This is a genomic window from Kitasatospora sp. MAP12-44 (genome assembly GCF_029892095.1).
Taxonomy (GTDB): Bacteria; Actinomycetota; Actinomycetes; order Streptomycetales; family Streptomycetaceae; genus Kitasatospora.
In genome coordinates this window covers 64,123-87,678 of the sequence record NZ_JARZAE010000004.1, presented here as the reverse complement: position 1 = coordinate 87,678, position 23,556 = coordinate 64,123, and the positions used below count along the sequence as shown (strand labels likewise).

Below are 23,556 nucleotides of genomic sequence, written 5' to 3'. Positions count from 1 at the left end.
TGTCGGCGGATGACTTCCGCGTTGTCAGCAGGACGTGGCTGCGGCGCCGACGGCCGGACGACCCAGGCGCAGCGTGGTGTCCACCGGGAAGGGCAGCAGGTCGTGGTGCTGGTCCGGCAGGGCGATGACGAGCGCGCAGCGGGGCAGCGCCGCCCGGATGCCGCTCAGCAGCCGTACGGCCGTGGGCTGGTCGAGCCCGGCGGTGGGTTCGTCGAGCAGGAGCACGGCGGGGGCGCGCAGGATGGCGCGGGCGATGGAGAGGCGGCGCCGCTGCCCTTGCGAGAGCGTGCTGCCCATGGGACCGGTGGGTGCGTCGAGGTCGTCGAGGTCGTCGAGGTCGTCGAGGTCCGCCAGCGCCGCGGCGGCGAGGGCGGCGTGCAGGGCCCGGGCGTCGGCGCCGGGGGCTGCTTGGCGGAGGTTGTCGGCGATGGTGCTGTCCGCCAGCCAGTCGTCGGCTTCGACGAGGGTGAGCGTGGTGGCCACCGAGGCCGCGGAGAGTGTGTGCAGCGCAGAGCCGCCGAGCAGGACGACACCGGGTGACTGGCTGTCGATCCGGCCCGCGAGGGTGTTGAGCAGGGTGCTCTTTCCGCTTCCGTTCGGCCCGGTGACCAGGGTGGCGCTGCCCGGGCCGAGGACGGCCGACCAGCGGCTTCGGGCCGCTCCGAGCCCCACCGGGAGGTCGCGCACGACCAGCGGCGCCCCGGGGCGGGGGAGCACGGCGGACCCGGAAGGCTGCGGGCGGGCTCGCACGAGCAGGTCGGTCAGCCGCAGCGCGGCGTGCGCGGCCGAGCCGCGGTCGCGCAGGAGCTGCGGCAGCGTTTCGACCAGTTCGTAGCCAGCGGCGACCAGCAGCGTCTCACCGATGGCGTCGGCGACCGGCTGCATCGTCGAACGGCCGGAGAGGGCGAGCAGCAGGACCGCGACCTGTCCGAGCGCGCCGAGCAGGCGCAGCAGCAGTCGGCCGTTGCGCAGGGCCGCGAGTGAGGCGGCGTCAGCTCGCCGCGCGTGCTCGACCCGCTGGGCGACCTGGTCGCGGGCCAGGTCGACGGCGTCCAGGCAGTGCAGCTCGGCGAGTGCGGCTCGGGCGCTGAGCAGTGCGGAGCGGGCGGCGGCCCGCTCAAAGGTGGCCTCGGCGCGGTGGGCGGCAGCCCGGTGGTTCGTCCGCAGGGCGACGGCGAGTGCCAGCGCGAGCAGCAGCAGCTCCGCGGCTCCGGCCACCGGGTTCGCCACGCAGATCAGCGCCACCACGACCACGGCGGTCACCGCGATGCCGGTCAGCGGGGCGACGGTCTGGGCCGGCGCCGCGCCCACGGCCGCCACGTCGTCGGTGAGCCGGGCGAGCAGCGCGCCGTCGCGCCGCTCCCGCAACTGGCGTGGTGGGAGTGCGCCGGCGGTCCGCACCATCCGGGCCCTGAGCGCCGCCGTCGCGCCGAGCAGGGCGCGGTGGCTGGTGAGCCGTTCGGTGTAGCGCAGCCCGGTCCGGCCCAGCGCCAACGCCCGTACGGTTCCCGAGGGATACATCCAGGACCAGGTGGTGTTCGCGCGGAGCGTGACCAGTGCGCAGGAGGTGAGGAACCAGCCGGACACGCCGAGCAGCGCGGCGGCGGCCACCTCGGCGGCGGCGGCCAGCAGTGCGCCGAGCAGCAGGTCGCGCCGGCCGCGGCGGTCGGCCGAGGTCCACAGCAGGGTGAGCGCCTTCAAGATGTCGCTCCGCGGATACGTCCCCGGTCGATGGCGACGACGGCGTCGGCGATCGTGAGGAGTTCGGGGCTGTGAGTGGCGAGGAGGACGGTTCTGTCCCGCGCCAGGGTGCGCACGGCGGCCATGACGCGTTCCTCCGCGTCGGGGTCCAGGTGGGCGGTCGGTTCGTCCAGGCAGAGCACGGGCGCGTCCCGCAACAGGGCGCGGACGAAGACCAGTTGCTGGATCTGGCCGGAGGAGAGCCCGCTGCCGCGTTCGCCGACGACGGTGTCCAGGCCGTGTGGCAGCGCCGCCCGCAGGCCGGCGAAGCCGAGCGTGGCGAAGGCCGCGTCGAGCGTCGCGTCGTCCGCGTCCGGGCGGGCCAGCAGCAGGTTCTCCCGCACCGTGCCGGGGAGGAGGTAGCAGGGCTGGCCGATCCAGGACACGGCACGGGGGTCGGCGGGCTGCGGCGCATCGCCGACCTCATGGGTACTCGACCCGCTGTCAGGAGCGAGCAGCCCGGCGGCGACCGCCAGCAGCGTGGACTTCCCCGCTCCGCTGGCGCCGGTGAGCGCCAGCACCTGACCCGGGCGCGCGGTCAGGGTGACGTCGTCAAGGGCAGGCCGGTCGCGGTGGGGGAAGGTGACGCCGACTGCGCGCAGGTGCACGCTGCGGGGAGTGTCGCAGGGCCTTGGCGTCGCCCGCCCGGGTGCGGACACGTCCAGCAGGCCGTTGACGAGCTCGGCGGCTGCGGACGCTTCGGCGCGGGCGTGGTAGCCGCGCGCCAGCTCCCGCACCGGCGCGAAGTAGGCGGGGGTGAGGACCAGGACGAAGAGTGCCGTGCCCAGGCCCATGGTCGAGGGGATGCCGGGCAGGTGCAGGTAGTCGAGCAGCACCAGGCCGCAGTAGGTGGCGACCACGGCGAGGGTTCCGGTGACCAGCAGTTCCACCCAGGCGGTGGACAGGAACGCCACGCGCAGCACCGCTTGGGTGCGGTGGGCCAGTTCCCGGTCGTCCTGTTCCACGGCGAGGGCGGCGCGCTCGTCCGCGCCCAGGCCGACCAGCGTCGGCAGTCCGCGCAGCTGGTCAAGCAGCCGGGCGCTGAGGGCCCGGGCGGCGGCCAACTGGGCTTGGACGGCGGTGCGGGTGCCCATGCCGATGACCTTGAGGTTGGCCGGCAGCAGCGGGGTTGCCAGGACCAGCAGCAGGGCGACCACCCGGCTTCCCGATGCGATCGCCGCCAGCACGATGCCGCCGGCGATCAGCATGGTCCGGCGCGCCGGGACGTAGCCGGTCAGCCAGTCGGTGAGGCGGTCCACCTCCTCGTCGAGGGCCTGGACGAAGGTGGCGTCGGCACCCTGGAGCTCCGGCGGGGCGGCCCGCTGCTGCCAGGCGGGCAGGGCGGCGTCCAGCAGTCGGCCGCGCAGCGCGTGCCGGACGGCGGCGGCCGCCTCGTCCGCGGCCCGGTCGCCGACCGAGAGCAGCCAGGCCCGCAGCGCGAGCCCGGTCGCGACCAGGCAGGCAGCCGGCAGCACCGAGACCGGGGTGACCGCCGCCCGCTGGCCGTGCAGGGCCAGTCGGGCGGCCCAGCCGAGCCCGGCTGCCCACCCGACGGTGCCCAGGGCGGCGAGCCCGCGCAGGGTGCCGGCGCGCCGGAAGGCGGGTGCCTGCGCCTGCGCCCACTCGCGCAACCGTTGCAGCGCACGCTGCTGGTCCTGCTGTGCGTCGTCCTCGGCCAGGCGCCCCAGCAGGGCGGCGGTGTCGCTCACCGCCGGGCCGCCTGGTCGAGGTCGAACTCGCCTGCGGCAGCGGCCCGTCGGTCGCCGACCAGCCAGGCGGTCAGCGAGACGGAGCTGAACAGGACGAGCGAGACGGGGGCGATCCATTCGCTCTGACCGCCGAACACGTCCTGCGCGACGGCGACCACCCCGAGGCCGAGCACGGTGAACCCGACCCGACGCGGTAGAGCTCTCAGGTCTGGCTCGTCTGCGGTGACATGACTGACTGTCAGATCTGTGTGTGCGTCAACAGGCTTGGCCGGTACGGCGAGCGCGGCCGGGGCCGGCGGCCGGTACTTCCCGCGGAACACCCACCAGGCGTAGATGTTGTAGGCGAGCACGACGGGCATACAGCAGCCGACACCGATCAGCAGGAACACCTGCGAGCCGGTGGGGCTCGCGGCGGCCTGCACGCTCAGGCCGGGTGGCACGACGACCGGGGCGGTCGCGGTCACCAGCGCCAGCAGTCCGGCCACCTGGGCGCAGAGCACGGCGACGAACGGCCGGGCGTCGGGCTCCTTGCCGAAGCCGTACCAGGCAACCGTGCCGCAGCCGGCGGCGGCCGCCACCAGGAGGCCGAACAGGACGGCGCGCAGCGGCTGGTCGAAGCGGAAGCGCTGCGGATCGGCCACCTCCAGGCCGAAGCCCAGCACCAGGCAGGCCGCGACGGTCACGGCGAGCAGCGGGCGCCCGAGCCGCGCGGCCCGACGGCGGGCGTCGCCCTGCGTCTTGGCCTGCAGCCAGGCGGCGCCGGCCAGCAGGTAGAGCGCGGTCACGCCGAGCGCGCACAGCACGCTGTAGGGCGTGAGCCAGCGCAGTGCACCGCCGTCGAAGACACCCCCGTGCTGCGGTAGACCGCCGAGCACGGCGCCGACCACCAGCCCCTGGCAGAGCGTCACCACCAGCGAGGAGATGCCGAACAGGCGCCCCCAGCCCCGCCGGTAGTCCGGTGCGGAGCTCTGCATCTCCAGCCCCAGCCCGCGCAGCACGAAGGCCAGCAGCATCACGACCAGCGGGAGGTAGACCCCGGGAAGCACGGTGGCGTAGACCCCGGGCAGCGCGGCCCACAGGGTGACCCCGGCGAGGATGATCCAGCTCTCGTTGGCGTCCCAGGCCGTCGCGACCAGCTCGGTGTACTCCTTGCGCCGCTCGTCGCTGCGGTCGAAGAGGCCGAGGATCCCGATCCCGAGGTCGTAGCCGTCCAGCACGACGTACGCGCCGAGCGCGAAGAGGATCAGCGCGTAGGAAGCGTACTCAGCCATGGACGGCCTCCGGCAGGGTTGACGAGTCGACGGCTTCCGGCCCCGCCTTGACGGTCCGGACGATGTAGCGGATCCAGACCGCGACCAGCACGGCGTAGACCGTCACGAAGCCGGCCAGGCTCAGCGCCGCCTCGGCCGTGGACAGCTGGGAGACGGCGTCCGAGGTGCGGATCTGGCCGTAGACCACCCAGGGCTGGCGTCCGGTCTCCGCGGTGATCCAGCCCCCGGTGATCGCGACCAGGCCGGCGGGTGTCATCCACACCATCAGCCGGTGGAAGCGCCGGGCGGTGAACAGCCGCCCGCGCAGACGCAGCACCAGTCCGGCGAAGGCCATCGCGAACATCGTGAGCGCGGTGAAGTACATCGCGCGGAAGCCGTAGAAGGCGCTCCACATGTTCGGGCGCTGGTCCGGCGGGGTCTGCAGCAGGCCGGGCACGTGGGCCTGGCCGGTCAGGTCCTTGCCGATCACCGCGCCCAGGTGCGGGATCTCGATGCGCAGGTTGTCCTTGCCCCGGCCGGGGTCGGGGATGACGACCAGGTTGTAGCCGTTGTTGTCGGTCTTCCAGTTGCCCTCGAAGGCCTCCAGCTTGGCGGGCTGGTGCTGCCCCATGAACACCGCGGTCTCGTCGCCCGCGTACAGCTGAACGGGCATCAGGATGGCCAGCACCCCGAGCGTGAGGGAGAGGGTGCGGCGGGCGAAGGCGAGCGAGCGCTGCCGCACCAGGTACCAGGCGGCGATGCCGCCGACGAACCAGGCGGCGCTGATCAGCACCGCGAGCAGCATGTGCGGGAAGCGGTAGGAGAACGCCGGGTTGAGCAGCACCTGCCACCAGTCGCGGGCCTGGAACTGGCCCGCGACCTCGGTGTACCCGGCTGGATCCTGCATCCAGCTGTTGGCGGAGAGGATCCAGGTGGTGGAGAGCAGGGTGCCGAAGGCGACCATCCACGAGGCGAAGGCCATGGTGCGCGGGCGCACCCGTCCCTCGCCGTAGAGCATGATGCCGATGAAGCCGGCCTCCAGGAAGAAGGCGGTGATCACCTCCATCCCGATGGTGACACCGAGGATGGGGCCGACCGCGTGCGCGTAACTGCCCCAGTTCAGGCCGAACTCGAAGGTCATCACTGTTCCGGCGACCACGCCGAGACCGAACCCGACCGCGAAGATCTTCCGCCAGAAGCGGAACATCTGCAGGTAGAGCGGATTGCGGGTGCGCAGGTAGGCCGTGTAGACGACCGCGAGCAGGATCGACAGTCCGACGGTCAGGGCGGGAAAGGTCATGTGGAAGATGGCGGTGATGGCGAACTGCCAGCGGGACAGTTCCACCGTCGCGGACGACGCCATGGCGACTCCTGTCAGCGCTGCGCGGTGGGGTGCGGGTGGAGCAGGTGGGTCACAGCCGCACCAGCGGGGTGTCCACCAGGTGCTCGGCCAGGAACCACACCTGTGCCTCGCCGGTCCGGACGACCTGGGAGACCAGCAGGTCGTTGGTGCCGTCGTCGCCGAGTGCCGCCACCCGGCCGGCGGCCTCGCGGGCGTCGACGAGGATCGCCTCGTGCGCCGACAGAAGCCGCGACAGCATGGCCGGCACCTCCTCGACGCCGTCCGGCGGACGCGGGATCGAGGTGATCTCCGCGACGTGCCGCGGGTCGCCGACCGCGACTCCGCCAAGGGTCTGAATCCGCTCGGCCAGTGTGTCCACCAGCGCCAGAAGCTCGTCCGCGTGCTTGTCCAGCATCAGGTGCAGCTGGTAGAAGGTCGCCCCGCGCATCAGCCAGTGGTGCTTCTTGTAGAGCGTGTAGAGGATCCGGGTGTCCGCGACTACCCGGTTGAGCCGCTGGCAGGCGTACAGGCGCGCATCATGGGAGAGGCCGAGCGGAACCTGGTTGACGGTACCGAACTCCTGGATCTCCTTGCCCTTCTGATGCAGCAGCGGCTGGCTGCTGCCGCTGATGTTGGGGTGGTCGGAACTGCTCATGGGAACTCCCTCGGCCTTCGCGGTCCGGTGACTCGGTCGCGGTCCAGTGACTCGGTCCAAGCTATGGGCGCGCGAAGCACGGGTTTGTTCCGAAGCGCACTGATCATTGCCCCTGCGCGCCCACCCAGGGGGCGTCGCCACCTGCCCGGGCGCGCCATTCGCGGGGCGTGACGCCGTAGGCGGTGCGGAAGACGCGGCTGAAGTGGGTCGGGCTGACGAATCCCCAGCGCCGGGCCACGGATGACACGGTCGGAGTGGCGAAGGCACGCCGGGACAGATCGTGCGCGCACATGTCCAGCCGGCGGCGCTGGATCCAGCGGGTCACCGTGGTCTCCTCGCCCTGGAAGAGCTTGTGGAGGTAGCGGACCGAGACGTGGTGTGCGGTGGCGATCTGCTCGGGGGAGAGCGACGGGTCGCCGAGATGGCACATCGCGTAGTCCTTGATCCGCGCGAGCATGGCCGGTGCCGTCTCCGGAGCCGTCGGGTCCAGGGTGCCGCTGCGCTCCTGGATGAGCAGGGCGAGCAGATCGACGGCGGTGTCGGCGAGCCGGCTCCCCGTGCAGGGGTCGAGCTTCGCCGCCCCGGAGGCCAGCTTCCGCAGGTACGTGGTGACCAGCTCGACGCATCCGGACGCGGACTCGAACGGCGAGGCGGTGGCCGCTCTGAGCTCTTGGTCCCGCACGTGCAGAACGTGCCGTGGCAGTCGGAACGCGGTGAACCCGAAGGCGGTCGGGAACTCCTTGGTGAACGGGCGACTGGAGTCGCAGAGCGCCAACTCGCCCGGGCCACAGATGATCTCCCGACCATCCTGGGAGATCCTCGCGTGGCCCTGGTGCTGCATCGTGAGCGCGACCCAGCCCTCGCCGCCGGTCCCGATCGCTCGGCGGCTGCGGGTGACCACCTGCGGTCCGGCTGCCACGCCGGAGATCTGCACGACTCCCAATTGGTCACTGCTGAGGACTCCGGAGGAGGGCTCCCGTTCGAGGAGTCTGAGCTCCAGCGGGATGAACGCCCGTTCTACGGCCTCGTGCCAGAACTCGGCGCGCTCGGCGGGGGACAGCGATTCGGTGGATACGGTGGTTGGCACAGGGGCTCCCCTCGTCGTCGGCCTGGTGGGCGTCGGGCATGGAGTCACCACCGCTGACCTGGCACTATCTTGCGGGCGGCCCGTATGGCGGCGCTTCTGTCAGATGACCGGTCTGGGAGGCGGAACACATCGAGCAGCCGCGAACAAGGACCAACAGCAGGGGTGCGCATGGAGATCGTCGGCAGGGAGCGTGAACTGGCGCGGATCGCGGGGGTGCTCGACGCGGTGGACAGCCGTGGCGGAGTCGGTGCCCAGGTGCTCGTGCTGACCGCCGAACCGGGCGCGGGCAAGACCACGCTGGTCGACTTGGCCGCTGCCTGGGCGGCGAGCCGGGGCTTTCAGGTGCTGCGGGCTCGCGCCGGCGAGGGAGAGGAGGGGTTCGGATTCGCCGGGTTGCACCAGCTGCTGCGGCCGCTGCTGGGGGAGGCCGACCGGCTGCCCGCCCCGCAGCGGGAGGCGCTGCTGGCCGCCTTCGGCCGGCAGGCGGCGACCGGCGACCGGCAGCTCGACCCGCTGCTGATCCGCTATGCCGCCCTGAGCCTGCTGTCCGACGCGGCTACCGACCGGCCGTTGCTCCTGCTCGTCGACGACGTCCAGTGGCTGGACCGGGGCAGTGCGGACGTCCTCGCCTTTGTCGCTCGCCGGCTGGACGGTGAGGCGATAGCCGTCCTGCTGGCCGCGCGCGAGGAGGGCCTTCCCGGGCAGTTCGACCGGGAGTTCGCCGTCCTGCCCGTCACTCCGCTGGACCGCGCGGCCGCCGGCCTGCTGCTCGACCGCCAACCGCAGCCGCCGCGCGGCCGGGCCCGGCTGCGGATCTTCGAGCAGGCGGGCGGCAATCCGCTGGCACTGATCGAGCTGGCCCGAGCGGTCGCCCAGGAGCCCGGCGGAGCGCAGGGGGCGGACGCCGCCGAATCGCTTCCGCTCACCGCCCGTCTGGAACGCATCTTCGCGGCGGATCTCGCCGGCCTTCCGCAGCGGACCCGGCAGGTGCTGCTGCTGGCGGCCGCGGCGGGCACCGCGCAGTTCTCCGAGGTGCTGCGGGCCACCCCCGACGCGGGGGACCCGCAGGTGTGGCTGCCCGCCGAACAGGTGGGCCTGGTGCGACTGGCGGCCGGTCAGGTCCGGCTGCGCCACCCGCTGGTGCGCTCCGCCGTCTACCAGGCTGCTTCCTTCGACGAACGGCGGGCCGCCCATCAGGCGCTCGCCGCCGCCCTGGCGGACCACCCGGACCGCCGCGCCTGGCACCTCGCCGCCGCCACGCTCGGACCGGACGAGGAGGTGGCCCGGACGCTGGCCGAGAGTGCGGACCGGGCACGCGGGCGGGGCGGCTACGCGGCCGCGGCGGCCACCCTGGAGCGCGCGGCCGCGCTGACCCCTGACACGGACCAGCGAGCCAGGCGTCTGCTGCAAGCCGCCACCATGGCGATGTACGGCGGCTGCCCCCAGTGGGTGGGCGAGCTGGCCGTCAAGGTCTGCGCCATCGCGCAGGACCCGGAACTGCTCGCCCAGGCGTCCATGCGGGCCGGCTGGTCCCTGGCCGTGACCACCCGGCACGAGGAGTCGCTGGGATTCCTGGTGCCCGTCGGGCAGTCCATGGCCGAGAAGGCACCAGGACTCGCCATGGACGCCCTGGGCACGGCAGCCACCCCGGCGTACAACTCCGGGTCCCCCTTCTACCGTACGGAGCTGCGCCGTATCGCGGACCTGGTGCCGCAGCAGCCTGACGAAGTGGACCGGGTCTGGCTGCGGGCCGCCACCGAGCCGTTCGCGGACCGCGCGTGGGCGCTGCCCGCCCTGGACCGCTCACTGGCCGAAGCGCCCCAGGACTCGCTTGCCCACCTGGCCCAACTCGGCGCCGCCGCCTGGGTTCTCGACGAGACCGAGTCGGCTGTGCGGCTCCTCGGCCAGGCGATGGACCACCTGCGCCGCACGCCCACGGCCGGCGGCAACCCCGTCATCGCGCAGGCGCTCGCGCTCGCGCTCTTCGAGAGCGGCGCGTGGTCCGCGGCCCGCTCCACCGCGCAGGAGGCGTACCGGACGGCCGTCGAGGTCGGTGCGGACAACTCCGCGGCGGGATCGCCGATCCTGCAGGGCACGCTGCTGGCGCTGCACGGCGACGCGGCCGGCGCGCGCGGGCTCATCGACACGGCCGTCGCAGGGGTGGACGACCTGTCCTGCTCGCCCAGCCTGTTCGTCCGGTCCTGCCACGCGCTCGGCCTGGCGGCATTCGTCGAGGGCGACCACCTCGCGGCGTACCGGCAGCTGCGAGCCGTCTTCTCGCGCGACTTCCACCCCGCCCCGGTGCACTACCACGCCTCGTACTACTACCTCGGCGACCTCGCGGCCGCGGCTGTCCGCGCCGGTCACGAGGACGACGCGCGGGCCGTGCTGGGGGTCGCCGTGCGCTCGCTCGGCGCGCTGCGCTCCGCGCGCCTGGACGTGGTGGTGAACCGGGCCTGCGCGCTGCTGAGCGGGCCGGACGAGGCGGAGCAGCACTTCCGGGCGGCCCTCGCCGACCCGGCCGGTGACCTGTGGCCCTTTGAACGGGCGCTGGTGCGGCTGGAGTTCGGGGAGTGGCTGCGCCGCCACCGCCGGGTCACCGAGGCGCGCACCGAGTTGAGCGCCGCCCTCGGTGTCTTCGAGCGGCTCGACGCCCGTCCCTGGACCGAGCGGGCCGCCTCGGAGCTGCGGGCCGCCGGTGTGCCGACCGCCCGTACGGAATCCGTCAGCCGTACGGCCGACCTGACTCCGCAGCAGCTGGAGATCGCCCGCGCGGCCGCCTCAGGTCTGACCAACCGGGAGATCGGCGCCAAGCTGCTGCTCTCGCCGCGCACCGTCGGCTTCCACCTGCACAAGATATTTCCCAAGCTCGGCATCACCACCCGGACCCAGCTGCGGGACGCGCTGGGTGACGCGCTGCCGCTGCCCGCGCCACCGTCGCCCGCGTGGTGACTGCGCGCAGAGACCAGAGGCCGGGCACCATCGGACAACGCGGCCCGGTCGAGCGGTCCTACGGTGGCGATCGCGCCTCGGGACTCGGAGGCCGGCCGGGCAAAGCCGCGGTCGGCGCCGGCCGAGGTGGACCACCCCGCACCATGGAGGAGACAGACATGACGCACGACTTCGAGCCGGTCCAGCCCGTACTGGAGACGGCGGCCGCAGCGTTCGCGCAGGCCACGGCGGAGCCCCCGTACCTGTTCCAGCTGACCCCCGCCGAAGGCCGTAAGGCGGTCGACGAGGTCCAGTCGGGCCCGGTCGAGCTGCCGGCGATCGACGAGGAGTGGATCACCGTGTCCGGTGGACCGACCGGCAGCGTCCGGGCCCGGATCGTGCGGCCCGCCGGTTCCACCGGGACCCTGCCGGTGATCCTCTACATCCACGGCGCCGGCTGGGTCTTCGGCAACGCGCACACCCACGACCGGCTGGTCCGGGAGCTGGCGGTCGGTACGGGGGCGGCCGTGGTGTTCCCCGAGTACGACCTGTCGCCCGAGGTCCGCTACCCGGTCGCCATCGAGCAGAACTACGCCGTCGCGCAGTGGATCGTGCGGGAGGGCGCCGGCAAGGGGCTGGACGGTGCGCGCCTCGCCGTCGCGGGGGACTCGGTCGGCGGGAACATGAGCGCCGCGCTGACACTGATGGCCAAGGAGCGCGGCGACGTGTCGCTCCGTCACCAGGTGCTCTTCTACCCAGTGACCGACGCCGCCTTCGACACCAACTCGTACCACCAGTTCGCGACCGGCTACTTCCTGCGCCGCGACGGCATGCAGTGGTTCTGGGACCAGTACACGACCGACCCCGCCCAGCGCGCCGAGATCACCGCCTCCCCGCTGCGCGCCACCACTGAGCAGCTCACCGGCCTGCCCGCCGCCCTGGTCATCACCGGCGAGGCCGACGTGCTGCGCGACGAGGGCGAGGCCTACGCCAACAAGCTCCGCACCGCCGGGGTCCCGGTCACCGCCGTGCGCTACCAGGGCATCATCCACGACTTCGTGATGCTCAACGCCCTGCGCGAGACGCACGCGGCCCAGGCCGCCATCACCCTGGCCATCCAGACCCTGCGCGAGGCGCTGCACGCCGCCTGACGTCCGCCCACACCGTCGAGGATCCGGTGCCGCCGTGCTGTGCACCGGCGGCACCGGGTCCGCGCCTTCGGCCGTTCAGCGGATCCGGCCGCGCGCCTTGAGCGGCGTCGTGGGCAACTGCGGGGCGGGGACGGGTATGCCGTCGTAGCCGTGCACGGTGCCGAAGCGGGTGCCGGTCATCCAGTCCTCGCGGGCTTGGTTGATCTCCTCCCCGGATCGTCCGATGAAGTTCCACCACATGACGAGCTTCTCCTCGAAGGGCTCGCCGCCGAGCAGCAGCAGTGAGCCGTCGGCCAGTGCGCGCAGGGGCAACTCCCGTCGCCCACTGCCCAGGTAGAGCATCGAGCCGGGTTCCAGCCGGACGCCGTCCACCTCGGTCAGGCCTGACATGGTCAGCACGGCGTACTCGAAGTCGGGGTCGAGGGGGAGCCGGGCCGAGCCGCCCTCGCGCAGGCTGAGGTCGACGCCGACCAGGGGGGTGTGGGTGCTCCCGGGCGAGGTGGCGCCGTCGATGGAGCCGAGGATGACGGTGCCGTGCAGGCCGGCGGCGGTGATCTCGGGGAGCCGGGCGTGGTGTTCGAAGGCGGGGGCGGTGTGGCGGTGGGCCTCGGGCAGGGCCACCCAGAGCTGGGCGCCGAGCAGGAAGCGCGCGTGCGGGCGCGGCGATTCCTCGGAGTGGGAGATGCCGCGCCCGGAGGTCATCAGGCCGAGTTCGCGCGGCTGGACGGTCTGCAGGCTGCCCAGGCTGTCGCGGTGCAGAACCTCGCCCTGGTGCAGCCAGCTGACGGTCTGCAGGCCGATGTGGGGGTGGGGTGGGACCTGCATGCCGGGCTCGTCGGCGATGTCGTCGGGGCCGTAGTGGTCGACGAAGCACCAGGCGCCGACCATCCGGCGGCCGAGGCCCGGCAGCAGGCGGCGCACGACGGTGCTGCCGCCGAGCGCGGTCTCACGCGGCGCGAGCAGTTCCCTGACGGGGCCGGACGGGACGTCCTGGCGCCCGCCGCGCACGGTGGCGGCGGTCTGGTCGGGCTCATTCATGGCGTGCGGACTCCTCCACGATCGGTGTGCCGCCGGACACCGCCCGGGTGACCGGTGTGCGCTCGGCGATGTCCAGCAGCCGGGCGCGCTGTGCCTCGTCCAGCTCGCCGACCAGGTCGATGCGCCGGGTGATGCGGGCCGTCTTGTCGGGGCCCTTCTCGTAGCCGAGGTGCACTCGGACGGTCTCCAGCGGCCACTGCTTGCGTTGCGCGTACATCCGCAGGGTGATGGCGGTGCAGGAGCCGAGCGCGGAGAGCAGCAGGCCGATCGGCGTGGTGGCGGTGTCGGCTCCGCCGTTCGACTCTGGCTCGTCGGCGGTCAGACGGTGCCGGCCGGAGTGGATGTCGACGCGGTAGTCCTCGCCCGTGCTGGTGGCGACCACGGCCGCCGCCCGGACGAACTCCCGGGCGGCGGCCGTGGCCGGGGCGGTGGTCACAGGCCGAAGCGGGTGCGCTGGGACTGGGGCACCAGGTCGACGTACTCCGGGTGCTTGCCCAGCCAGCCTCGGATGAAGGGGCAGTATGGGAGCACGTCCGCGCCCTGCTCCCGGGCGGCGTCGAGGGCGGCGCGGGCCAGGGTGCCGGCCAGGCCACGGCCGGCGAAGGCGGGGTCGATCTCGGTGTGGATGAAGGCGATCTCGTTCTCGTGCCGGAAGTACTCGGCGAAGCCGGCGAGTTCACCGTCCTCGGTGATCTCGAACCGTGACCGGTCGGGGTTGTCCACGACGCTGCTGGTCATCGTTCCTCCTGCTGTCGGGCTGCGGGCTGGTGGCCCGGCTGCGCATTTAATTTAACATTCAACAAGACGAGGATCAAGCACGCGGTGAGGGCAGAGTCACGGACGGCCGACGGAGAGCGCCGCGAGCTGCTCCGCGAACGGGACGACCGTCTCGGCCGTGGTGCGCGCGGGCACCGGCCGGCCGGTCATGAGATCGGCCAACTCGCCTGCCGCCCGGGCGATCCGGGCGGCCAGGCCGCCGCTCGCATCCCCGGCCGAGCCCCAGTCCTCGGAGGCCGCGTAGACGGCGGTGGGCGCCACCACGGCCCGCAGATAGGCGAACAGCGGTCGCATGGCGTGCTCCAGGGCAAGGGAATGCCGGGCCGTTCCGCCGGTGGCGGCGACGAGCACCGGACAGCCGGTGAGCGCGTCCTTGTCGATCACGTCCACGAAGGACTTGAAGAGTCCGCTGTACGAGGCGCTGAAGATCGGCGTCACGGCGATCAGTCCGTCTGCTGCGGTGACCGCCTCGATCGCCTCGCGCAACGCGGGCCCCGGGAATCCGGTGACCAGGTTGTCGGCGATCTCCCGTGCCAGATCACGCAGTTCGATCACGCGGAGGTCGACCTCCCGTCCGCTGTAGCGCAGCTGGCGGACGGTGCCGTCGGCGATCCGGTCGGCCAGCAGCCGGGTCGACGACGGCACCGAGAGCCCGGCCGCGACCACCACCAGGCTCAGGGACGTCACTTGGCCACCTCCAGCGCCGTGGCGGCCGCGGCGACCCGCGCGGTGTGGGTGGGGCCGTCGGGGACGATCGCCGGGCGGCCCTTGGCGAACTCCTTGCGCAGCACCGGGACGACCTCCTCGCCGAGCAGGTCGAGCTGCTCCAGGACGGTCTTCAGCGGCAGGCCGGCGTGGTCCATCAGGAAGAGCTGGCGCTGGTAGTCGCCGAAGGTCTCCCGGAAGGTCAGCGTCTTCTCGATGACCTCCTGCGGGCTGCCGACGGTCAGCGGGGTCTGCTCGGTGAACTCCTCCAGCGACGGTCCGTGCCCGTACACCGGCGCGTTGTCGAAGTACGGCCTGAACTCCCGTACGGCGTCCTGGGAGTTGCGGCGCATGAACACCTGCCCGCCGAGGCCGACGATGGCCTGCTCGGGGGTGCCGTGGCCGTAGTGGGCGTAGCGCTCGCGGTAGAGGTTGATCAGCTTCTGGAAGTGCTCCTTGGGCCAGAAGATGTGATTGGCGAAGAACCCGTCGCCGTAGTAGGCGGCCTGCTCGGCGATCTCTGGGGAGCGTATCGAGCCGTGCCAGACGAATGGCGGCACGCCGTCCAGCGGGCGCGGGGTGGCGGTGAAGGACTGCAGCGGAGTGCGGAAGCGGCCCGACCAGTCCACTGTCTCCTCGCGCCAGAGCTCTTGCAGCAGCGCGTAGTTCTCGATCGCGAGCGGAATGCCCTGGCGGATGTCCTGGCCGAACCAGGGGTACACCGGGCCGGTGTTGCCGCGGCCCATCATCAGGTCGACCCGACCGTCCGCCAAGTGCTGGAGCATCGCGTAGTCCTCGGCGATCTTCACCGGGTCGTTGGTGGTGATCAGCGTGGTGGCGGTGGAGAGGATGATCCGCTCGGTGCGGGCGGCGATCCAGCCGAGCAGGGTGGTCGGCGAGGACGGTACGAACGGCGGGTTGTGGTGCTCACCGGTCGCGAAGACGTCCAGACCGACCTCCTCCGCCTTGAGCGCGATGGCGGTGATGGCCTTGATCCGCTCGTGCTCGCTCGGGGTTCGCCCGGTGGTGGGGTCGGCGGTCACATCGCCGACGCTGAATATTCCAAACTGCATCGGTCATCATCCTCTGCTCATGGATGCGGGCCCCGGCTCTTCCGGGGCCCGTCGCTGCTGACTGTAGGGCCGGCCTGGGTTGCCGTCGTGGCTGGTCGTGCACCGTCGCCTGCCCGTGCACGCCCTGCTCGCCGACCTGCTGCCTGGTTGGTTACGACCGCGGGCCGCCGTCGTGGAGCTCGGCGATGTAGCCGCCGGGGAACTGCACCATCGCGCTGTCGCGCTGCGGGGAGGCGGACGGCCCCCACAGGACGGTCGCGCCGGCGGCCCGGGCCTTGGCCAGGGTGGCGTTGAGGTCGGTCACCGCGTAGCCGGTGGTCTCGCGTCCGAAGGGGTAGGGCAGGTGCCCGTCGGTGACCGCGACGGAGGTGTCGCCGAACGGTGAGCTGATCCGGATCCGCCGGTAGGTGGTGCCGGGCAGGTCGAGTTCGGCGCCCGGTGCGTGCTTGTCGTCGGAGACCACCGTGCCGCCGGTGAAGGCCAGGTACGTGGGGAGGAACTGGCGGATCGCGCTGCCCGGCACGTACAGGCGGTTCTCTGGCACGGACGCGAGCGCCGGGTACGAGGGCGCCTTGGTGTGCCAGTACAGCTGCGCGTCGATGCCGCCGGGGAACTGCACGATCGCGTCACGGCCGATCGGATCGGCGAACGGCGTGACGACCGTGTTCGCCCCGTCCTTCTCGGCCTTCTGGACGCCGCGGTCCAGGTCCGTGACGAGCCAGCCGGTGCGTTCGACGCCGAAGGGGTAGGGGATGGGCGTCTGGTAGTCGAAGACGGACAGCGTGCCGACCGGGGAGAGGACCAGCTCGGACTTGGTCAGGCTCGGGGTCGGGGTGACATCGGCGAGGACCTGCGTGGTGTTGGTGCCGCCGAAGGTCGACTCCCAACTGCTGATGAACGAGTCCATCGTGCCGGGTGCCACGTAGACGTGTGTCGAGTCGTACTGGGGGCCGACGGCGATGCCGGGGCGTCCGGTGCTGGGCGCCGCAGGGGCTGACGGAGCGGTGGCGAAGGCCAGCGCGGTGGCGGCGGTGACCGCCGTCAGCAGGCGCAGTGAGGGGCGCATGGACATGTGGGAATCCTTTCGGGAAGGGGAGCGCGGGGTCGCCTCAGTTGCGTTCGCGGTAGCCGATCGCGATCGCGGCGACCAGGAGTGTGCTGGCCTCCAGGGCCCAGGCGAGGTGTCCGTGGATGACGAGCGCGGCTCCGGGAGCGGCGCCCGCGAGCATGGCCAGGACCGCGTAGAGGCGCCGGCCCAGGCGGGGGTTGGCGCCGCCGGCCAGCGAGGAGTCCGCGGCGATGCCGGTCAGGGTCAGGGTGAGCACGGTCGTGGTCAGGTCCGGTACGCCCAACTTGCGGACGGTGCCGTTGCGCAGGCCCATGGCGACGGCCAGCAGCGCGATCAGTGCCTCCTGCCGCGCCTGGCCGCCCGCGGTGAACGCGATGGCGGTCGCCGCCGCTTGCAGCGCCGTTTCGGCCAGCAGCGCGGTGCGCAGCCAGTGCTCCCGGCGGCTGTCGCGGTGTCGCAGCGCGAGGCGGCCGGCCAGGACCGAGCCCAGCAGGAAGGCGGTGAGCGAGGTGAGCGAGCCCGCGATCGAGAAGCCGGGTGTGCCGACCAGGGCGAAGGCGACCACGACGACGTTACCGGTCATGTTCGCGGTGAACACGTGGCCGAGCCCCAGGTAGCTCACCGCGTCGATCAGGCCGCTCACTGCGGTCAGCGCGAACAGGGCCAGGGCCAGCGGGTGGCGGTCGCGGACCTGCGCGGCGGCCACGGTGCTCTCGGACTGGGGGGTCGTCATCGGAGGTCCTTTCACAGTGGGTCAGCCGAAGCAGGGGTCGTCGAGGGCCGGCCCGCCCTGGCCGGGGACCAGGAGTCCGCGCGCCTGCCGCCACTCGCGCTGCTCGTCGGAGGCGGCTGCCGCCTCGACCACCCGCTCGGCCTGGCGGACGCCGGTGCGGCTGGGCGCGGGGGTGGCCTGGTAGCCGCCGAAGCGCGTCACCGGGCTCCACAGCGGAACCACGGCCGGCAGCTCGGGGGCGAGCCCCTCGTGCTCCTGGGCGCTGTGCACGATGCGGCCGCCGACCACGGTGAGCACGGACTCGATGTGCGGGATGTCGGCCTCGTCCACCGCCAGGTAGTCGGCGCTGAGCACCGCGAGGTCGGCGTAGCAGCCCACCCGCAGCCGGCCCTTGACCTCCTGCTCGCCGGTGAGCCGGGCGCCGCCCAGGGTGTACAGCTCCAGGGCCTCCTCGCGGCTGAGCCGGTTGGCCGTCGGGCGGAGCGTGCGTCCGCTGACGGCGCGTCCGGAGACCAGCCAGTGCAGCGCGACCCACGGGTTGTAGGAGGAGACCCGGGTGGCGTCGGTGCCCGCGCCGACCGTCAGCCCGCGTTCCAGCATCGCCCGCACCGGCGGCGCCTCGGCTGCCGCCGCCGTGCCGTAGCGGCGTACGAACGCCTCGCCCTGGAAGGACATCCGGTTCTGCACCGAGAGGGCGCCGCCGAGCGCGGCGATCCGGTCCAGGCTGGCGGGGGAGACGGTCTCGGCGTGGTCGAAGAGCCAGCGGTTGCCGCCCGGGAAGAGGCCCTCGGCGGCGAGCTTCTCGAAGACGGCCAGGTCGCGGCGGATCGTCTCGTCGTAGCTGGCGTGCAGCCGAAAGCCCCAGCCGTGTTCCATCAGCAGCCGCACAGCCTGCTCGAACCCGGCCTCGTACGGCCCGAGTTCGGGGCGCGGCTCGGTGAAGTTCTCGAAGTCCGCGGCTGCCCAGGTGAGGTTCTCCCCGGCGCCGTTCAGCCGCAGCCACTCGTCGCCGTCCCCGGGGCGGACGGTGGCCACCCAGCGCGCCAGGTCGTCCAGCTCCTGTCCGGCGGTCTGCGGGAAGAGGTGGTAGGCGATCCGCAGCGTCAACTCGCCCCTCTGCGCGAGCTCCAGGACGGTGCCGTAGTTCTCCGGGAAGCTCTGGAAGCCGCCGGCCGCGTCGATCGCCGAGGTGAGCCCGAAGCGGTTGAGCTCGTGCAGGAAGTGCCGGGTGGAGATGACCCTTTCGGCCTCGTCCAGCATCGGCGCCTTCGCCAGCGTGGAGTACAGCAGCAGGGCGCCGGGGGCGGCCAGCAGCATGCCGGTCGGCTGCCCGTCGTGGCCGCGCACGATCTGGCCGCCCGCCGGGTCGGGGGTGTCGCGGTCGAACCCGGCGGCCCGCAGGGCCGCCCGGTTCATCAGCGCCGACTGGTACAGGTGCAGGACGAAGACGGGGGTGTCGGGAGCGGCGGTGTTCAGCTCGCTCAGGGTGGGCAGCCGGCGCTCGGCGAACTGGTCCGCGGACCAGCCGCCGACCACCCGTACCCACTGGCCGGGCGGGGTGCGCTCGGCCTGGGCGCGGAGCATGGCCAGCGCCTGACGCAGCGTCGGCACGCCGTCCCAGCGCAGCTCCAGCACGTAGTTGAGGCCGCCCCGGATGACGTGCAGGTGCGAGTCGTTCAGGCCGGGGACGGCGCGTCGCCCGAGCGCGTCGACGACGCGGGTCTGCGGGCCGATCTGCGCTATGACGTCCGCGTCGTCTCCGACGGCGGTGATCAGGCCCTCGCGGATCGCGACCGCGCTCGCCCGCGGGCGCGACGGGTCGCCGGTGTACACCCTGGCGTTGCGTACCACCAGGTCGGCGGGTTGGTCGGGGTGGCCGGCGCGGATCCCGGCAACTGGCATGCTGGACATGAGTTCTCGCTCTCGGAAGGGCCGGCTGGTCAGTCGCCGATGAAGGCGAGGAGTTCCTTGTTGACCTCGTCGGCGTGCGTCCAGATCAGCCCGTGCGGGGCACCCTCCAGCACCACCAGGCGGGCGCCCTCGATGCTCCGGGAGAGCGGGATCGCGGTCGAGCGCAGCGGCAGGGTGCGGTCCGCGTCGCCGTGGATGATCAGCACGGGGACGTCGATCCTGGGGAGGTCGGCGCGGAAGTCGGTGAGCCAGGCCGGGACGCAGTCCAGGGTGGCCTTGGCGGACGCGGAGACGCCGACGTTCCAGCTGTACTGCACCACCTGGTCGCTCACCCGCTCGCCGCCGAGCACGTCGACGTTGTAGAAGTCGGCGAAGAAGCCCGCGAGGAAGGCGGGGCGGTCGGTGCGGATGGCGCCCTGGATCTCCTCGAAGACGATGCCGTCCACGCCGTCGGGGTTGTCGTCGGTGCGTAGCAGGAACGGCGGTACCACGCCCAGCATCACCGCCTTGGCGACGCGCTCGGAGCCGTAGCTGCCGAGGTAGCGGGTGACCTCTCCGGTGCCCATGGAGAAGCCCACCAGGACCACGTCCCGCAGATCGAGGTGGGTCAGCACGGCGTCGAGGTCGGCCGCGAAGGTGTCGTAGTCGTAACCGAAGGCCGGCTTGTCGGAGGCGCCGAACCCGCGGCGGTCGTAGGTGATCACGCGGTTGCCGGCGGCGAGCAGCGCGGCCACCTGCTTCTCCCAGGAGGCACCGTTCAGCGGCCAGCCGTGGATCAGCACCACGGGCCGGCCGGAGCCGTGGTCCTCGTAGTAGAGGTCGATGGCGTGGGAGTTCTCTACGCCGACCGTGATGAAGGGCATGGTGACCGTCCTTGTCGTTCAGGCCGGACAGCACGAGCCGCACGGCCCGTTGAGCTCTGGCACGAGTCAACGTAGGGCGGCATCGAGCTGCGACTTTGCTCTGCACGCACCGGCTCTGTCCTGTGCGGGCAGCGACCCCGCGGGCAGCGCCGGGACCGATGGCGCATGCAGTCCCCTGCAGTCCCGTGCAGTGTGGGAACAGTCCTGGGCGCGGTGGGAGAAGAGATGTCCGGGTGCCGCCGGATAGCGTCCTGGCTGTGCCGCAGAGCCTGCGGCACCGCTCGCGTTCCGAGCCTTCGACTCCTTGCGACGTCCCCGCCGATCTCCGCGCCGACGTCCCCGTGACACCCCCTCAGCCGAAAGAGAGAACCGCCATGGTCGACTTCGACTTCGTGCACGCCACTCCCAGCTCCGACCTGCTGACACCGGACAACTCGATGATGCTGTTCGTCGACCACCAGCCGCAGATGTTCTTCGGCACGGGCAGTGGCGACCGCACGGCGATCATCAACGCCACCGTCGGTCTGGCCAAGGCCGCCCGGGTCTTCGACGTCCCGGTGGTGCTGTCCACGGTGGCCGCCGAGTCCTTCTCCGGCCCGCTCCTGCCCCAGCTGAAGGCGGTCTTCCCCGAGCACGAGGTGGTCGACCGGACGTCGATGAACGCCTGGGAGGACGCGGCCCTGGTCGAGGCGGTCAAGGCCACCGGTCGCAGCAAGATCATCCTTTCCGGCCTGTGGACCGAGGTCTGCCTGGTGCTGCCCGCCCTGTCGGCGCTGGACCAGGGCTACGAGGTCTACGTGGTCACGGATGCTTCGGGCGGCGTCAGCCCGCTGGCCCATGAGCACGCCATCCAGCGGATGACGGCAGCCGGCGCGGTGCCGGTGACCTGGGTCCAGGTGCTGCTGGAGCTGCAGCGCGACTGGGCCCGCACCGAGACCTACCTGCCGGTCATGGACGTGGTCAAGGAGCACGCCGGCGCCTACGGCCTGGGTGTGGTCTACGCGCAGACCATGATCAACGAGCACGCGGCCGGCTGACCGGCAACCAGGCACCACAGAAAGAGAGTTCGCCAGTGAACACAGGTCTCCTGCTGCTCCGGCTGGTCGCCGGCCTGCTGGTCGCGGGGCACGGGGTCCAGAAGGTCAGCTTCCACCTGGGCGGGCGGGGGCTGGCAGGGGGCACCGAGGAGTTCCGCGGCGACGGCTTCCGTGGCGGGGTGTTCACCGCGCTCACCGCGGGAGGCACCCAGATCGGGGCCGGACTGCTGCTCGCGGCAGGCCTGCTCACGCCGCTGGCCGCCGCGGGGGTGATGGGTGTGATGACGGTGGCGCTGACCGTCAAGCGGCCGCACGGGCTGTGGGTGCAGAACGACGGGTTCGAGTACCCGCTGGTGCTGGTCACGATCGGCGCGGCGCTGTCCGCCACGGGACCCGGCCGCTGGTCACTCGACGCCTCGCTCGGACTGCTGCCCTGGCCCGCCTGGTGGCTGCCGGTGGCCGTCCTGGCCGGCGTGGGCGGCGGACTCGCCACCCGCCTCGTCCTGCACCGGCGTTGAACCACCTGTCGGCACGGACCGACCCGTGCCGACAGGTGGCGCCAGCGCGGGGACCACACCCGGCCGCGTTCACGGTGTGGGACCTGGCGTTCTCCATGGTCTCGGCCTGGGGCCGACGCGGCAGTTGACCGTTCGGGCCAAGGATGCGGAGCTGCTTGTGCTCAGACACGAGAACGCGGTGCTGCGTCGCCGCCTCGCCGGCCCGGTCCGCTGTGCGCCGGAGAAGCGTTTCTGGTAGGCAGCGCTGTCCAGCTGATATCCCGTCACCGCTGGCAGGCGGTCTTTCCGGTCACGTAGGTAGGGGCACGGAGTCCCGTTGCTTCCTGCTGCGTGACCGCGACGGGAACTACCGGTCGTCGTTCGACGCGGTCTTCGATGCCGAGGGGATGGAGATCCTCAAGAGTGCACCGGCGATGTCGTATCGGTCAGCTGTTCACGACCGCGACGCCGGCCGCGCTTCGGCGCCCGTGCCATCGCCGGCGCCGCGCGCAGCATCGACGGCGGCACCATCTGCGTGGAAGTTGTCTGGTGGGGGGAGCGATCCGTGTGCGAGGAGGTTCGCATACACGGATTCCAGCGCGGTGCTCAGTGGGTCCAGCAGTTCGCGGGGCATTCCACCGAAGAACAGCCGCTTGATCAGCTCGACGTGGCCGGGGGCGGCCCGTTCGAGGGTGACGCGGCCCTCGGCGGTCAGGCGGACCTCGGTGGCTCGCCGGTCGGAGTCGGCGGTCGCAAGTTCGACCAGTCCTCGGCTCGCCATCCGCTTCGCGTGGTGGGACAGTCGGCTTCTCTCCCAGCCGATCTGGGCGGCGAGGGCGGTGACGGTCAGGCTCGCGGATTCGCTTGCGCCGAGCGCGGTGAGTACGTCCCAGTCGGCGAGGGACATGCGGCTGTCGGCCTGTAGCTGTCGGTTCATCTCGTAGACCAGCCGCAGCTGGACCTTGATGTAGGCCAGCCACGCCCGTTGTTGCTCCTCGTCGAGCCATCCTGTGACGGGCTCGGGTGCGGGCCGCTTGCGGGGCATCACGTGCAGGCCTTCCTCGGTCCAGCCGTCATCGGCTCGTCTGCTCATTCTCACACCCTCGGCGTGGCGGCAGGAATATTGCGATCCGCCTCAGGCTTATGCTTGACATGTCACGTAATCCGAGCGGAGGACGACGATGAACCAGCTTGAAGGCAAGACGGCCCTTGTGACCGGCGGCACGTCCGGGATCGGGCTCGCGACGGCCCGGCGCTTCGCCGAGGAGGGCGCCCACGTGTTCGTCACCGGCCGCCGCCAAGCCGAGCTCGATCAGGCGGTCACTTCGATCGGCCACGGCGCGGTCGGCGTCCGCGGCGACGTGTCCGACCTGACCGATCTCGATGCGCTCTACGCGCAGATCGCTCAACGCGGTCGCGGCTTGGATGTCCTGTTTGCCAACGCCGGCGGTGGGTCGTTCGCGACGCTCGAAGAACTGGACGCCGAGCACTTCGACCAGACCTTCGCCATCAATGTCCGGGGCACGGTGTTCACCGTGCAGAAGGCTCTGCCGCTGCTGAACGAGGGCGCCTCGGTCATCCTGTCCGGCTCGACCGCCGCCACCAGCGGCACTCCCGCCTTCGGCGTCTACGCCGCGACCAAGGCCGCTATCCGATCGTTCGGACGGACGTGGGCGGTGGAGCTGGCCGGCCGAAGCGTGCGGGTCAACGTGATCGTGCCCGGCCCCACCGAGACCGCCGGCTTGCGCGGCTTGGCCGGCGACGCAGCCCAGGCCGATGGACTCATGGCTCAACTGGGTGGCGGAGTGCCGTTGGGACGAGTCGCCCGCCCCGACGAGATCGCCAGCGCCGTGCTGTTTCTCGCCTCCGACCAGAGCAGCTTCGTCACCGGCAGCGAACTCTTCGCCGACGGCGGCGAAGAACAGCAGTAGTCGCACCCGCGGGCATCCGCGCGCTCCGCGCCACTCCTACGCACTTCTGACACGACC

The 23,556-nt window shown here is 72.1% G+C and carries 21 protein-coding genes; 5 read left to right on the top strand and 16 right to left on the bottom strand.

Annotated elements, in window-relative coordinates; translation table 11 throughout:
• Window positions 1-24: 24 nt before the first annotated feature.
• The 6 genes from P3T34_RS01445 to P3T34_RS01420 all read right to left on the bottom strand — a co-directional run bounded on the left by P3T34_RS01445 (window position 25) and on the right by P3T34_RS01420 (window position 7,783).
• Window positions 25-1,701 carry an ATP-binding cassette domain-containing protein gene (locus tag P3T34_RS01445; protein WP_280664111.1) on the bottom strand — a complete coding sequence of 559 codons (1,677 nt, stop codon included), beginning with the start codon at window positions 1,699-1,701 and terminating at the stop codon, window positions 25-27.
• Window positions 1,698-3,449 (bottom strand): ATP-binding cassette domain-containing protein, encoded by a 1,752-nt coding sequence (locus tag P3T34_RS01440; protein WP_280664110.1) that lies wholly within the window; start codon window positions 3,447-3,449, stop codon window positions 1,698-1,700. Before P3T34_RS01440 ends, P3T34_RS01445 begins: the two co-directional genes overlap by 4 nt.
• A complete protein-coding gene (locus P3T34_RS01435) occupies window positions 3,446-4,720 on the bottom strand; it encodes a cytochrome d ubiquinol oxidase subunit II (protein WP_280664109.1) in 1,275 nt (424 codons plus the stop codon). Before P3T34_RS01435 ends, P3T34_RS01440 begins: the two co-directional genes overlap by 4 nt.
• Window positions 4,713-6,062: a cytochrome ubiquinol oxidase subunit I gene (locus P3T34_RS01430; RefSeq protein ID WP_280664108.1), complete on the bottom strand. Its 1,350-nt coding sequence runs from the start codon at window positions 6,060-6,062 to the stop codon at window positions 4,713-4,715. The genes P3T34_RS01435 and P3T34_RS01430 overlap by 8 nt, the downstream gene beginning before the upstream one ends.
• A 49-nt stretch (window positions 6,063-6,111) precedes the next feature.
• Complete coding sequence (locus P3T34_RS01425; protein ID WP_280664107.1) at window positions 6,112-6,696, bottom strand: DNA starvation/stationary phase protection protein; 585 nt, start codon at window positions 6,694-6,696, stop codon at window positions 6,112-6,114.
• A gap of 103 nt (window positions 6,697-6,799) precedes the next feature.
• On the bottom strand, window positions 6,800-7,783 hold the full coding sequence (locus P3T34_RS01420; protein ID WP_280664106.1) for a helix-turn-helix domain-containing protein: 984 nt from the start codon (window positions 7,781-7,783) through the stop codon (window positions 6,800-6,802).
• A 168-nt stretch (window positions 7,784-7,951) separates the two neighbouring features.
• Here P3T34_RS01420 and P3T34_RS01415 point away from each other — a divergent pair, with 168 nt between their 5' ends.
• Both P3T34_RS01415 and P3T34_RS01410 read left to right on the top strand, forming a co-directional pair.
• On the top strand, window positions 7,952-10,735 hold the full coding sequence (locus tag P3T34_RS01415) for a LuxR family transcriptional regulator (RefSeq protein ID WP_280664105.1): 2,784 nt from the start codon (window positions 7,952-7,954) through the stop codon (window positions 10,733-10,735).
• A 158-nt stretch (window positions 10,736-10,893) separates the two neighbouring features.
• Window positions 10,894-11,865, top strand: a complete 972-nt coding sequence (locus P3T34_RS01410) for an alpha/beta hydrolase (protein WP_280664104.1) — start codon at window positions 10,894-10,896, stop codon at window positions 11,863-11,865.
• A gap of 75 nt (window positions 11,866-11,940) precedes the next feature.
• Here the strand turns inward: P3T34_RS01410 and P3T34_RS01405 are convergent, their stop codons facing one another.
• The 9 genes from P3T34_RS01405 to P3T34_RS01365 all read right to left on the bottom strand — a co-directional run bounded on the left by P3T34_RS01405 (window position 11,941) and on the right by P3T34_RS01365 (window position 20,034).
• Window positions 11,941-12,903, bottom strand: coding sequence for a pirin family protein (locus P3T34_RS01405; protein WP_280664103.1), 963 nt, complete (start codon window positions 12,901-12,903; stop codon window positions 11,941-11,943).
• Complete coding sequence (locus tag P3T34_RS01400; protein WP_280664102.1) at window positions 12,896-13,339, bottom strand: OsmC family protein; 444 nt, start codon at window positions 13,337-13,339, stop codon at window positions 12,896-12,898. The genes P3T34_RS01405 and P3T34_RS01400 overlap by 8 nt, the downstream gene beginning before the upstream one ends.
• A complete protein-coding gene (locus P3T34_RS01395) occupies window positions 13,336-13,641 on the bottom strand; it encodes a GNAT family N-acetyltransferase (protein ID WP_280664101.1) in 306 nt (101 codons plus the stop codon). Before P3T34_RS01395 ends, P3T34_RS01400 begins: the two co-directional genes overlap by 4 nt.
• A 96-nt stretch (window positions 13,642-13,737) precedes the next feature.
• Window positions 13,738-14,367: an FMN reductase gene (locus tag P3T34_RS01390; protein WP_280664100.1), complete on the bottom strand. Its 630-nt coding sequence runs from the start codon at window positions 14,365-14,367 to the stop codon at window positions 13,738-13,740.
• Entirely contained in the window at window positions 14,364-15,458 is a 1,095-nt protein-coding gene (locus tag P3T34_RS01385) for an LLM class flavin-dependent oxidoreductase (protein ID WP_280664099.1), read from the bottom strand. The genes P3T34_RS01390 and P3T34_RS01385 overlap by 4 nt, the downstream gene beginning before the upstream one ends.
• Before the next feature lie 151 nt (window positions 15,459-15,609).
• Window positions 15,610-16,530 (bottom strand): glyoxalase, encoded by a 921-nt coding sequence (locus P3T34_RS01380; protein WP_280664098.1) that lies wholly within the window; start codon window positions 16,528-16,530, stop codon window positions 15,610-15,612.
• Window positions 16,531-16,567: 37 nt separating this feature from the next.
• On the bottom strand, window positions 16,568-17,260 hold the full coding sequence (locus P3T34_RS01375; protein WP_280664097.1) for a YoaK family protein: 693 nt from the start codon (window positions 17,258-17,260) through the stop codon (window positions 16,568-16,570).
• A 21-nt stretch (window positions 17,261-17,281) separates the two neighbouring features.
• Window positions 17,282-19,171: an amidohydrolase gene (locus P3T34_RS01370; RefSeq protein WP_280664096.1), complete on the bottom strand. Its 1,890-nt coding sequence runs from the start codon at window positions 19,169-19,171 to the stop codon at window positions 17,282-17,284.
• A gap of 29 nt (window positions 19,172-19,200) precedes the next feature.
• Window positions 19,201-20,034: an alpha/beta hydrolase gene (locus P3T34_RS01365; RefSeq protein WP_280664095.1), complete on the bottom strand. Its 834-nt coding sequence runs from the start codon at window positions 20,032-20,034 to the stop codon at window positions 19,201-19,203.
• A gap of 374 nt (window positions 20,035-20,408) precedes the next feature.
• On the opposite strand from P3T34_RS01365, the gene P3T34_RS01360 reads away from it, so the two are divergent.
• Both P3T34_RS01360 and P3T34_RS01355 read left to right on the top strand, forming a co-directional pair.
• Entirely contained in the window at window positions 20,409-21,071 is a 663-nt protein-coding gene (locus P3T34_RS01360; RefSeq protein ID WP_280664094.1) for a hydrolase, read from the top strand.
• 35 nt (window positions 21,072-21,106) lie between these two features.
• Window positions 21,107-21,589 (top strand): DoxX family membrane protein, encoded by a 483-nt coding sequence (locus P3T34_RS01355; protein WP_280664093.1) that lies wholly within the window; start codon window positions 21,107-21,109, stop codon window positions 21,587-21,589.
• 433 nt (window positions 21,590-22,022) lie between these two features.
• Here P3T34_RS01355 and P3T34_RS01350 read toward each other — a convergent pair whose 3' ends face one another.
• Window positions 22,023-22,613 (bottom strand): MarR family winged helix-turn-helix transcriptional regulator, encoded by a 591-nt coding sequence (locus P3T34_RS01350; protein WP_280664092.1) that lies wholly within the window; start codon window positions 22,611-22,613, stop codon window positions 22,023-22,025.
• A gap of 136 nt (window positions 22,614-22,749) precedes the next feature.
• Here P3T34_RS01350 and P3T34_RS01345 point away from each other — a divergent pair, with 136 nt between their 5' ends.
• A complete protein-coding gene (locus P3T34_RS01345; RefSeq protein WP_280664091.1) occupies window positions 22,750-23,499 on the top strand; it encodes an SDR family oxidoreductase in 750 nt (249 codons plus the stop codon).
• Window positions 23,500-23,556 lie beyond the last annotated feature (57 nt).